10 protein-coding genes and 1 pseudogene are annotated in these 12,222 nt (G+C 55.4%); 3 read left to right on the forward strand and 8 right to left on the reverse strand.

Annotated features, from left to right (window positions below):
- The first annotated feature begins 117 nt into the window (after positions 1 to 117).
- Complete coding sequence (locus ACSQ16_RS00285) at positions 118 to 1,647, forward strand: BapA/Bap/LapF family prefix-like domain-containing protein (protein WP_435988310.1); 1,530 nt, start codon at positions 118 to 120, stop codon at positions 1,645 to 1,647.
- A gap of 571 nt (positions 1,648 to 2,218) precedes the next feature.
- Here the strand turns inward: ACSQ16_RS00285 and ACSQ16_RS00290 are convergent.
- Entirely contained in the window at positions 2,219 to 3,196 is a 978-nt protein-coding gene (locus ACSQ16_RS00290; RefSeq protein WP_435988311.1) for a response regulator, read from the reverse strand.
- 728 nt (positions 3,197 to 3,924) lie between these two features.
- Between ACSQ16_RS00290 and ACSQ16_RS00295 the strand changes: the two genes are divergently transcribed.
- Complete coding sequence (locus ACSQ16_RS00295; RefSeq protein WP_435988312.1) at positions 3,925 to 5,373, forward strand: ATP-binding protein; 1,449 nt, start codon at positions 3,925 to 3,927, stop codon at positions 5,371 to 5,373.
- 203 nt (positions 5,374 to 5,576) lie between these two features.
- On the opposite strand, the gene ACSQ16_RS00300 is transcribed toward ACSQ16_RS00295, so the two are convergent.
- A complete protein-coding gene (locus ACSQ16_RS00300) occupies positions 5,577 to 6,086 on the reverse strand; it encodes a hypothetical protein (protein WP_435988313.1) in 510 nt (169 codons plus the stop codon).
- A gap of 89 nt (positions 6,087 to 6,175) precedes the next feature.
- The gene (locus tag ACSQ16_RS00305; protein ID WP_435988314.1) at positions 6,176 to 6,637 is read right to left on the reverse strand and encodes a transposase; all 462 of its coding nucleotides are present in this window, start codon (positions 6,635 to 6,637) and stop codon (positions 6,176 to 6,178) included.
- A 376-nt stretch (positions 6,638 to 7,013) separates the two neighbouring features.
- Here ACSQ16_RS00305 and ACSQ16_RS00310 point away from each other — a divergent pair.
- Positions 7,014 to 7,374 (forward strand): annotated as a pseudogene (locus ACSQ16_RS00310) (RES family NAD+ phosphorylase); the annotation flags it as partial.
- A 241-nt stretch (positions 7,375 to 7,615) separates the two neighbouring features.
- On the opposite strand, the gene ACSQ16_RS00315 reads toward ACSQ16_RS00310, so the two are convergent.
- The 5 genes from ACSQ16_RS00315 to iaaH form a co-directional block, all read right to left on the reverse strand.
- Complete coding sequence (locus ACSQ16_RS00315; protein WP_435988315.1) at positions 7,616 to 8,281, reverse strand: 5-formyltetrahydrofolate cyclo-ligase; 666 nt, start codon at positions 8,279 to 8,281, stop codon at positions 7,616 to 7,618.
- Between the two features lie 103 nt (positions 8,282 to 8,384).
- Positions 8,385 to 9,377, reverse strand: a complete 993-nt coding sequence (locus tag ACSQ16_RS00320; RefSeq protein ID WP_435988316.1) for a LysR family transcriptional regulator — start codon at positions 9,375 to 9,377, stop codon at positions 8,385 to 8,387.
- A 150-nt stretch (positions 9,378 to 9,527) separates the two neighbouring features.
- Positions 9,528 to 9,950, reverse strand: coding sequence for a hypothetical protein (locus ACSQ16_RS00325; RefSeq protein ID WP_435988317.1), 423 nt, complete (start codon positions 9,948 to 9,950; stop codon positions 9,528 to 9,530).
- Positions 9,947 to 10,324, reverse strand: a complete 378-nt coding sequence (locus ACSQ16_RS00330) for a cupin domain-containing protein (protein ID WP_435988318.1) — start codon at positions 10,322 to 10,324, stop codon at positions 9,947 to 9,949. The genes ACSQ16_RS00325 and ACSQ16_RS00330 overlap by 4 nt, the downstream gene beginning before the upstream one ends.
- A gap of 498 nt (positions 10,325 to 10,822) precedes the next feature.
- A complete protein-coding gene (iaaH, locus tag ACSQ16_RS00335; RefSeq protein ID WP_435988319.1) occupies positions 10,823 to 12,205 on the reverse strand; it encodes an indoleacetamide hydrolase in 1,383 nt (460 codons plus the stop codon).
- Positions 12,206 to 12,222 lie beyond the last annotated feature (17 nt).

Consider the following 12,222-nt stretch of genomic DNA (forward strand, 5'->3'; position numbering starts at 1 on the left):
AAAGGCGGCCCCATACAGGATTGACAAGCAGGCGAGCGCCTGCTTCTCCTATACTTAAGTTATATACATACTTTAGAGGTAATCCTCTCCCGAGGGTAGTCCTATGAGGAGTTTGCAATGGTAAATCGAACCATCCAAGCCGGTTCTGAAATTGGCATCAATATTGACGTTAACCGTTCCGACATTGAGCGCTACGCCAGACAGGGGGATGACTTGTTCATTACCCTTGCGAACGGGGATGTGATCACAGTTAATGATTTTTACATTCCAGCAGCGGACGGTTCTTTGCATAGTTTGGTTCTCGCCGACGGGACCGAGAGCGGGGTCGAAGGTGATCCTCTTGTCGGTGGTAGCGGTGAGATGTCTAATGAGGGTTTGATCGCTGCGGCGGCTGGGGGCTTAGGGCTCATTGGTGCTGCGGCCAGCAGTAGCGGTGGGGGAAGTGACGAACCCACGGACCCGACCGATCCGACTGATCCCACGGACCCGACCAATCCAACTGATCCCACGGACCCGACTGACCCCACGGACCCGACCGATCCGACTGATCCCACGGACCCAACCGATCCAACTGATCCTACGGACCCAACCGATCCAACTGATCCTACGGACCCGAATGAGCAAGGCTTCCTTGACCCGGTGATCTCAGACGATGGGCTTCTCGGTGATCTGACGGGCAGTTCTGGGGCTCTTGGAGACATCACCGGTTCTGAAGGGCTCCTCGGTGACCTGATCGGGGAAGACTCCCCACTCGGTACCGTGGGGGATGGGCTTCTCGGCCAGCCTCTGCTGGGAGATGGCGTCTCTGATGACAGTGTCGGCATTCTCGACGGGGTCGTCGCGGATGGTGGCTTGCTGGGAGAACTGACTGGCAATTCGGGACTTCTGGGTGATGTTACAGGTTCTGACGGTTTGGTTGGTGATCTTGTCGGCAACGATGGCGCTTTGTCCGACCTTACTGGTTCAGACGGGCTTGTCGGTGAGCTCACCAGCACCGGCACCCTTGGCGATGGCGGTATCCCGGCGGAACCAGCCGATCCTACAGAACCGAGTGAGCAAGGCTTCCTTGATCCGGTGATCTCAGACGATGGGCTTCTCGGTGATCTGACAGGAAACGCTGGGTTTCTGGGAGACCTCACCGGATCTGAGGGGGTGCTCGGCGATTTGATCGGCGAGGGTACCCCGACGAGCATGGTGGGTGATGACCTTTTGGGACAACCTTTCTTAGGGGATGGTGTTCCTAGTGACAGCATTGGCCTGGTTGATGGGATCATCTCTGATGGTGGCCTGCTTGGTGATCTGACCGGAAATTCTGGAGCTTTGGGTGAGGTGACAGGAACTGAGGGTCTGCTCGGCGACCTTATCGGCAATGAGGGCGTTTTGTCGGATGTCACGGGCTCCGGTGGGATCGTCGGCAATCTGACCAGTACCGGTACTCTCGGTGAAGGTACCGAAATTGACGGGGGTGCCAACGATCCTTTGAGTGGCCTTTTGGGTGACGTACTCGGTGGTCTGACAGGAGAAGGTAGCGGTTCTGTTGATCTCGTGGGCGTATTGCTCGGCGGCGATAACTCACTCGGGGAGGCGCTTGGCGAAGTGACTGATCTCCTGGGAGGGCTCACCGACGACGGCCTAGGCAGTATCTAACCCTACGGGTGACCTAAAAAGCATATAGGCCCCTCCGGAAGCCCGTCGCTACCGGAGGGGCCTATATGAACTGACAAACCGGAGCTGTGTGGCCAAGCAGCTTGCCTGATTTTCTCTTCCTTTCGCTGAACCGAGGTGGACGGTTGCGTGACATTTTTAGCCTGCACATTCAGCGGTAGAGACCTTGTTTGCGCTTATGGCGGCAACGGTCTCTGAGAATGAGGTTTGCGGGAAAAAAGAGGCCAGCCGAAGGATTGGGTCGCAAATTTTCCGCTTTCGGCGCGGGGTTTGTTCCGAGCAAGAGTGTTGTGCTGATTGGCTTGCTCTATGCGTGCATCACGGCTTGCGTGGTGCACTTATTGGGAGGGGGCTACGGGTCCGTACTTTTGGGGTTCATGCTTGGAGGGGCCTGTGCTGCAAAGATTGCGGCTTTGGTACGTGCCGATATCCTGCAAAGCCTCCACACCCCTGATGTATCATCAGAGTTTCACTCTGGAAGAAGCGGCCCGGCCCTACCGTATGAGCCAGAGCGGGCCGAACTGCCTGAGATGCTTGCTTCGCGGCCCGGGGGTCAGCGGGCCGATGATACTGCTGATGTATGAGGGGTCCAAGAGTTGTTCTTGGAGTTCTGCCGCCCGGTCGCTCGATCAATCGCCCGGTTGAACGTGTTACGAACCCGTTGGGTGCGATTGGCATTCGGGCGTACTGGTCGTCCAATCGAAAGAGTGATCGGTTCGTAGGTTGCTTCCTCTCCCCAAGGGCCCGTGATCTGTAGATTGGCCAAGACCAACTCTTCGATCTGCGGCCAGCTAGGTAGGCTGTCGCCTGTGACAATACATAAAATCGTGCCGCCACCAAAATGTGCCATGAGAAGTTGCGGGCAGTCTACGACCCTGCTGATGGCGCCTGCTACATTGGCGATGGCCATAGCGTATTCGCGGCTATTGGTGCGAGAATATAGGGATGCGACGTCTTCGATTTGCGCGCAAAAGACCTGGCAGATGTTCAAATGCTTGCTGGACAGCTGCGACAGGTAATTGCCAAGTGAAAAGGGCGGCACCAACTGAGGGGCGCCAAGGACGTGGACGGGATCTTCTAAAGCAAAGTCGTGTGACCCTTGAGGGCCACCCGGAAGCATTAATTTTGGGTCAAGCCGCAAGGCCACTTCCGAGCTATCGAGCAGACGTTGGATGACGCGCAGGCGGCGCTCGACCTCTCGAACTTCGAAAGGTTTGACGATATAGTCATTGGCCCCGGCGGCGAAGGCCTGCTCGATCGATATCGCGTCAGATTTGAGGGTCAGCATGATGATCGGTGTCGTGCGATAGCTCGAGATCGCCCGAATTTTGCGGCAGAGCGTTATGCCGTCCATGAAGGGCATGACGATGTCCAGCAGCAGGCAGTCGAAGGGCTGCGCGGTGTTTGCGATAATCTCGAGCGCTTCCTTCCCTGAGGCAGCAACGGTCACATTTGCAAAATCCGTTCCTTTAAGGATGGCGGGAAGGAACTCACGGACGAAGGAGTTGTCATCAACGGCGAGGATTTTCATGTGCTTTGTCCTTTGAGCTTGGTACGGCCTGCTTAAAACTGGCTTCGTGAAGTTGACCGCATTCGACAGGTCCTTGAGTCTTCAAGAGCGGAAGGCTGATCAAGGCTGTTCCGTGGGTATCTGAAGGCAAATCCTTCTTGCGACATGTTCTTTGGTATGTGTCCATACTAAAGATTGTATTTGAGATTGTGGCGATTTGATGGCGTTTCTCGGCACTGCGGGAGAAAGTCCGCTTTAAATAGACCTGAGCTGCCAGAGTGGCTGGGTTTGTCAGGCCCGCCGGACGTGAACGATGCGGCATCATGAAGGGAAAGATGAACCTCTAGGGCTATCTTCGGCGGCACCCCCGTTGGAGGAAACTGAGAACTGGTAAGAGTAGACCAGATTCCAGTTGCTCGGCTTGCCGTTCATTGCACAAATTTTGCTCAACTGGCCTAAGGGGCGTTTGAAATAAGTAAGCGGTCTATTGCTGCCGTATTTCAGGGTCACTTTTCCATTATAGGTGCCATCAAGGGAATGCCATTTTATCGACGCATTTATTCCTTTGTGTTGACATGTGCAAATACACAACGCCATACTCTATATTTTATTGCTCTAATTCAATGTGTTATATCTGATCCAAAGGGCCTATTCTGCGCTTTCCAGGCGTTATCTGGGCTTTTGGTATTGATTGTCCCTACGGCTTTCCTTTTTCCTGATCCGGTAAGTTAGCGTATAGGGTGATAACCTTGAATTATCGTGTTTCCGAAAATTTCAGCGCATCTGAACCTATAGAATCGGGGGCACCTTTGTCAGAGCGTGATGCGCGCTTTGATAAGCTCACAAACATCGCATCCCTTATGATGAAGGCGCCTATATCCCTTCTCACGATTATTGATGATGCAGGCGATCAACAGCTTTTTAAATCAGCCACTGGCTTGACCGGAGAGCTTTTCCAAACGCGTGCGACGCCGTTGAGCTACTCTTTTTGCAAGCACGTCCGTGACAGCGGTAAGCCGCTTTTGGTTCGCGATTCTCGAATACACCCTGAACTAAAGTATAGTCCATCGGGCGCGGACTTCGGCATCATTGGGTACCTTGGGGTCCCGTTCCGCAGTGAGCAAGGGAACATCATTGGTGCACTATGTTGTATCGACCACTGCTCGCGGGACTGGGATCAGAACGACATTGAAATCCTTACACGACTGGCCTCCATCGCAACCGATCAGATGCATCTGAACTCTGCCGAGGCCGGGAGAGTAAAAGCAAAGCGGTTGGCGGAACAAGCCGCGGCAACACGCGCAAGCTTTCTGTCACATGCCAACCACGAGGTGCGCACCCCCCTTAGTTTTATTGGTGGGGCAACCCGTCTCTTGAGCATGATCGTTACCAATGAGAAAGCACGCAACCTCGTCGGGGTGATTGAGCGGAATGTCTCCCGATTGAGTGCAGTGGCAGATGACCTGGTGCGCATTGCGGATTTGGACGATGCGACGGCTTCGATCACGGCGGAATCCTTCAATCTGGCTGAGGTGGTTGGCGACGTCGTGGATAAACACCATGACGCTGCAAATGCCAAAGGGATAGAGCTTAGCTTTACCTCCAGCCTCGAAGGCAACCCGCTTTTCTTGTTTGATGCAGAAAACCTCTCCCAAGCGGTCGAACGCCTTCTGTCCAACGCTGTTAAGTTTACTTCCGTTGGCGAAGTGCGGGTTGCGATCGCGCCCGACCAGTGCCGGGATGGTGTGGTCATCCGCATAAGCGACACGGGCTGCGGCATGGGGCCCGAGCAACTCAATAGGCTTTTTGAAGAGTTCGAAGCACACAATCCAAGAACGGCACGCCAAGGAGGGGGCACGGGACTTGGTATGAGTATCGTGCGGCGTGAAATTGAGCGGATGGGTGGTGAGATTTCGGTGTCCAGCCGTCCGGGGGAGAGGACAGACTTCACCATATCCCTATCCAGCAGTCGCAATACGTGTGGCGATGAGGCTGTCGAGGATGAACAAGAGGAAGACTCTCACCTTCTTACCTGTTTGGAGTGTGGTGAGAAGATGAGCCTCCTACGGCGTCATCTGAGCCAGGTGCATGGCCTGACACCTGAGGCTTATCGTGCCAAGTGGAAGCTTGCTGGCGATTGCGCGCTATCGAGCAAAGCCTACAGAAAGATGCGGCAGACGGTCAAAAAGCTGATGTGAAGCTGCTTTGGCGTTTCTCGCCTCCGACCGCCACTGCTGGCTTCACTGCGACGATTGAGTGACCGCTAATCCAAAGGTTGAATATGGTCACGGAAACTCCAATCTGAACCGCTTGATCTGGTCATAGGGCGAGCAGAGCGCCTCTCTGAAAAGCGGATTAACACCCCCTCCTCAAGATTTAGATCTATATCGTCGCCGTTTGCTCAATGTTTTGCCAGCAGGTTTTCAACGCTTTCAATCAGTTCTTCGTTGTGCGCATTGTGGCGAAACTCAGCATAAAAAAGTTGCGCGACATCCAAGCCATATTTCGCGTTTATTCCAAGGAAAATGTGCTCGGCTAAGAACAGCCCTGCATCATCCCAGCCGGAAATGGCAGCGTTTAACAGGTAAGCGGTACCCGTATAGGGGTTATTAGCGGTTCCTTCACCTCGAAGCAGCTTGATGCCGTAACTGGTCATTGCAACGGGGTACCCTTGCTCTGCAGCACGCTTGTACAGCTTCGTAACAAGTGGAGGGTTGTTCTGAAAATAGTGGCAATGCTGCGCTCCAAAGAGCCATGCGAGAGCAGTATTCGCCGCTGCATTTCCCAAGGATGCAGACGCTTCAAGGGCATTGTCCAGAAGGCTGGAGCAGGGGAGCTGCATCTCGAGCGCAGTTTCAATGGCCGGTTGAGCGGACAGGCCGCTTATTGGGAAGGGAAACAATTGGTCCACTTTCAAAGTTTCAGGCCGGGCATGCGGAGAATGCCTTCTTTATTCTCCGCATTGGCGACCTGTAATCCCCAGGCCTTGAGCCAGCACGGTTACGCTCGGTGCATCAGTACGGTTGCCGCGTTGAACAACGCTGTTCGCAATGATGCATCACCCACTTTTGTGATCCGACCAGAAACGTCCCGTTCGCCAGACTGCTCTCTCCGCGGAGTCAGATCGGCCCATGGACCGATATCGCGCGACGAGTGGAACCGCCTAGGATCATCAATTGCCCACCGGACCGTCAGCGCGACTACGGCTCCAACGCCAGGCATGGTCATCATTAGTCTACAGGCATAGTCATGACGTGTGAGTGCGAGGACCTGACGTTCGAGGTCAGAAAGTTCACTGCGCAGTACTGCCCGGACCCTCAGGATCGCTGCAGATGCAGCCTCCAACGCAAAGTTTCCTGCTACCAGTTCGCGGATCCGCGCTTCGTAGCGAAGATTGCTGACAGGACCGAGCTTCAGCCCGAAGTTGCGCAACACTCCCCGAAGCGATTGCTCGATATCCAAGAATGCTTTCTGGACCGCCTTGCGAGCGCTGAGAAGAGCGCGCATCTATTGCATCGAAACCGATTTGCAATGGACCGGCCTGAACCAGCCCATGCGCAGCAGCCGCGCGATACCCTCGGCATGCGTCGGTCGGTCTTGACGGGCACCGCCTTTAAGACCGCCTTCACCTGACGCGTCTCCATCAGAATGAGCTCGAAGCCCGCCTCTTGCAAGCCACGGTGGCGCCATTGTGCCAGTGGTCCGGCCTCGAGGCCGATCGCTTCTATGGGCCATGGCAGGTCACTTAAGAACGAGATGTAAGCTTCAGGTTCACTGAGATGTGAAAGCGCCAGAGTATCAGAGCCTGGCCGCCCCATGACGACATCTGGAAACCTTCGATCCGCGGGAGCTGGCTTGGCGACGGCGCAGCAATGACCTGCGGATCTATGGCGATACGCATGTTAACGCATCCTTTACCTACACAAGGACCGGCGGGAACCGGTTCAATGATGAGGGCCGCGGCGCTTGGTACTGCTCTTGGGATGTAATGGTCTCTTTAAGTGAGGTGGCATTTCACCGAACAAGAGAGCTGGGCTATATTGGCCATTACCACGATAGCGCTCGGTATGTTGAGATGCTCAGCGATTTCATCGGCGTTTTCGACGGACATTACGGATGAGCCTGCGCATCCGGCGCTCAACGCCAATCCTGATGTTGGACATAGCCGGTCCCCTGAGGCGCCGGGTCGTGTCAATCATGCGGTGACTATTGCTTTCGCTGCGACCGTCTGGCGCTAGGGCTTTTCTCAGGCGATTACACTGACGAATAGCCTCGCGTTTGACCGGGGCTTTTTCGATCTCGTCCAGCCGTTCATCGCGTTTGGCCTGCTCACCCCTCAGCGCGTGAACGTACCTGCGCGACACAGATAGGGTCCAGTGGAAGTTCCGGCACGATGATGGCGTCATACCATGCGCCAATCGGCAATGGCAGGTTGCTCCATCACCCGACCGTTGCTCTGCGCGCTAGAACCGATCCATCAGAAAGGACGGCGGTGTCCATCGGAATATCCCATGGCATGGGGAAAATTGTGGGCATGCGACAATGAGAAAATCCGACGCCGATTACCTTTGAGGGAGGATCAAGCTGCGCTAAAGTCCGGTCGTAATAGCCACCGCCATTGCCAAGCCGGTAACAAGTTTCGTCTACGCCGAGCAATGGTGAGATCACGATGTCTGGTACCGCTTCTACGCCGTTCGTGGGTACTGGGATATTCCAGAGGCCGCGCTCCATCGCGCAACCTGGCTGCCAGGTGCGAAAACTCAACGGCGCGTCTTTTCTCGTGACGACTGGCAGAAGCACAAGGGCACCGGCCGCATGCGCTTTGGTGATCCAGGCGCGCAGGTCCGGCTCTCCGCGAATTGGCCAATAGACAGCAATCTTCATGTCCGGCTGCGGAGTGATGAGTGTTTCAAGTGTCGTTATCAAATTGGCGGTCATCGCAGCACGCTCTTGAACTGACAATCGCTGCCGAGCTTGTAACAAGCGAGCACGCTCTGCCGTCCGGAACCGGGCCACATCGCGCTTCCGGATCGGATCGATAGGGGTGCCGTCGATCAAAAGATGGGCCATGCACGGGCCCGAGCCGCCGGTGTCGTCATCCTCCATTCCAAGTCCTTCTTTGCTTCCATATTATCGACGTCCAATAGAAGCTCTGTTTTCTAGCGACTTTGCGCAAGACGCAGCATTGCAGTGGCTGGATCGGCGCTTCCTATTCAGCCGCTTTTACTCTTGCTGCACGGTTTCCTGTCGCGAGAGGGAGTGGCCGTTCCACGTCGTTCAAATGATGCAAAAGGTTGGCAATTTCACCGCGTAACCATCGGTGGGCGGGATCATCAGTCTGCCATCGGTTCCATGCCACCCATAATAGCGCAGGCTCCATAGGGAAGGGCATAGGGTGGATCGTCAAACCAAACCTTTGGCCCACCGCGCGGGCAAGAGTCCCAGGCAATACCGCGAGAAGATCGCTGCCTGCCACCGTCTCATAGAGGTCGCGGAAACTGCTCACCGAAAGAGCCACACGGCGCGAGCGCCCAACAGTAGACAGTACATGATCTTCATAACTTGCATGTCGTCCTTCGGAGGAGAAGACGACATGATCCATATCGCAGTAGAGATCGATTGGTATATTATCGCCTTCGCCGATTCCGGAGCGCGACAATCTGGAGTGTCCAGCTCGTGCCACGACTTGCCACGCCGACCAAAACATAGGCTCTGCGACGATCTTAGAAGGAATACTGTGGGTGCAGGGAAGTGCGATGTCCACGTCCATACGTCCCATCTCGTGTAGATTCCCGGGATGAACCAAATCTACGAAGCTCAATCTCAGATTAGGTGCTCGTTTGCCCAAACGCTGCATGAGTGTGGGCAGCAGCATAACTGAGAAATAATCTGACCCGGAAATCCGGAAAGATGCATCGCAATCAGTAGGATCAAACGGTCCCGCTCCGGCTAGAGTTTGCTCCAAGCTACTCAAATGCGCCCGGATCGGTTCGCGTAGCGCTTTTGCGAACTCTGTAGGGCGCATTCCGGCCCCTTCACGCACGAAGAGTGGATCATTCAATGCGGTTCTAAGTCGAGCAAGGGCAGCTGATACAGCAGGCTGTGAGAGCCTAACCCGGGAGGCTGCCCGGGTTGTTGATCCTTCTATTAGTAATGCGTCCAGCACCTTCAGCAGATTGAGGTCAAAGGTTGCAAGGTTCATCTTCGTCCCCCCCCCAAGCCATCTTGGCGTTTATGTCTGGCTTTGTCACCTTGAGCGGCAACCTTGGACCGCGCCTGCAGCAGCGTTTGCCTGCAGGCGTTCTCCGGGTCTGCTTTTAAGGCGCTGAAGGGGAGCTTCAAAAGCTGAGTGCTATTCGGCGGGTTGGCGGCGCTTGATGTTATCCGAAGCATTGCTTTCAGGCGGATGCCCGACGCCATGGCGAAGCACGATAAAACCGAACAACGCCATAGACAATACTGCCAAGGCGGAACCGATCTGGGCAAGGATCTCACCTTGTCCCGTAATCGCCATAACAATGCCCGGCGTCAGGACGATCACTGTCGCCACCGTCAAACCAAAGTGGAAATTGGCAATCTGACTTCCAGCGGCCCGCGGCGTCAACGCATAGTAAGCTCCAAAGATCGACATAGCGACAAAGCCAATTAGGTTCAGGTGTCCATGTGCCGGTGAAAGCGTATGGTCATGGCTGGCCGACATTTGGATTCCCCAAATCATACCAATCAACGCGAAGACCGCAGCAGCGGCAAAGAACCGTGTTGCTATCTGTTTCATTGCCTTATCTCCCTGGTATCGGCGCTCAGGGGCGGGCCCGTGAACGACAGTTTGTATCGCGCAGCGCTTTCTTCGATTGCAGGCATGTCTTCTGGAATGCGGAATTGCCCAGCTGCCATCTCAGCAAAGAAGCCCTCAAACCCGCCGGGCGTTAGAACTACGAGATGGCGAGAAGGTGCGTCGCCGACTACGAGAAAGCTATGCTCCGTTCCTCGTGGGATGAATACGGTTTCTCCTGGGCCTCGAACAAAGCGTTCATTCACTAGGCAGAACTCTACATCCCCCGTGAGCATCACAAAGACCTCGTCTGCATCGTGATGGATGTGACGGGGCGGGCCGGAAGCAGGCGGAGAAACAGCGTCGGTGATCGACATTGCGCTACCTGTCTCCGCTGACTTTAATATTGTGCGGTAGTGGGTGCCGAGCCATTCAACGGCCCCAGGGCCTAAACTTATGTCGTTCATCGTTCCCTCCTGACGAGTGCTGGAAACGAAGGCGCCTTCCGTAGCTAGAGGATAGCGCATCAACGCCAATATATATAATTGATCTTCTGTATGGCCTAAATCAGCTGCACGAATAGCCTGGTCCGCGGTCTGATTAGGGTGTCCGCAAACCGGGTTGGTACGCGTTATCTCCCAGAGAACTGCTTCGAACCCAAATGTATGTACCGGAGAAACCGTTCTGGATTGGGACGCGGAGCGGCTTCAGGAATAGCTTTGGCATCATTGTAGTCGTTCTTGAACGGCTGAACTTAAGTCGCCGGGATGATTCGAGGTTCGAATCTCACCTAACGCAAAGTTCGGCTGACAAAGCGCGCAGTACAGGCCAAGCCTAACCTGCTGGGTGAAGCAGCCGGTACATCCCGTTGCTGACTACGTGGGTCGTGTACTTTCTGCAGCCTTTGCCAGAGCCAGTAGCAACCGATCCCTTCCCGGTAGGGCATCAAACTCGATGCCCACGGGAAGATCAGAACAGACGGGGCATGGAAGCGAAATGCCGGGTGCCCCAATATTCGAACCCAGATCTGTGTTGCGTATATAGGTTGGGAATGTCGGGACTTGTTCCCCATTCAGGATGACGGTCTCATCCTGTCCGATGGGCCGGCCAGGCAGGGGCGTCGTCGGGAAGACAATCGCGTCAAGCTCGTTTGCCTCAAAGATCTTACTGTAAATCCTACGCATCGCCGGGCCATGCACATCCAGGGCTGCCCGGTAGGCGGCTTCGGGCATCGCTCCCTCCCCAAGTTGGCTGCAGATGGCCTCGGCCACATCTGGTGATCCAATGCCAGCAACGAGTGTTTCAAAAGAAACGTCCGGGGCATGCTTAGCCAAATAGGCGGGAAGGTCACGCATAACCTCGTAGAATACGACCGGGAAACTGAAGGCTTCGTTATGGGCCCAGATCGGCGCGAAGTCGACTTCTACCAGCCGAGCCCCGGCGGTTGACAACGCCGAAAGCTGCACCTCGACCGCTTTGGAGACCGCCGGATCGAGGTTGTCAAAGAACATCTGCCGAGGAACGCCCAGTGTAACATTGGACAACTCCACCCCTGTAATTTCGGCGTTGTCGCCCGACAGAACGCCATCGAACAGCGCAATATCGCGAACGCTTCGAGCCAGAGGGCCAACGGTATCGCGGGTGTGCGAGATCGGAACAATACCGTCGCCGCTATAACGACCGGTCGTCGGGCGGAAGCCGATCACGCCACAGAGGGCCGCAGGTATTCGACAGGATCCACCGGTATCCGTGCCCAGACCTGCGGGAAAAATTCCGGCGGCAATGGCAGCAGCGGTGCCGCCTGATGACCCGCCGGGGATCATGGCCGGGTTGTTCGGATTGCGCACGGCCCCGGTTACGGCATTGTTCGACGTGATGCCTAAGGCCAGTTCATGCATTCCGGCCTTGGCCCCGATGAAACCGCCCGCTTGAATGATTCTCCGGACAACACCGGCATCCGATACCGGGGTATGTTTCAGCATCGCCTTCGTGCCGCCTGAGGTTGGGTAGTAGGTCGTATTGATATTGTCTTTGGCCACGACCGGCAGACCGGCCAGTGCCGCCTCTGGGTCGGCCTGAAAAGCTTCGGTTGCTGTCCGGACGACATGCTCTGCATCGAAACTCTGAAGCGTGTTCAGTTCCGCGCATTTCGCGGCCCGATCAGCCAAAGCTTCGGCATATTCAGCCGCAGAAACCGATCCGTTTTTGATCGCAGCAACCGTGGCAACTGCATCCCAGCTTTTCATATCCACCGTCATCCTGACCTCCTTGAGAA

This window comes from Sulfitobacter sp. SH24, from assembly GCF_965641895.1.
Taxonomy (GTDB): Bacteria; Pseudomonadota; Alphaproteobacteria; order Rhodobacterales; family Rhodobacteraceae; genus Sulfitobacter; species Sulfitobacter dubius.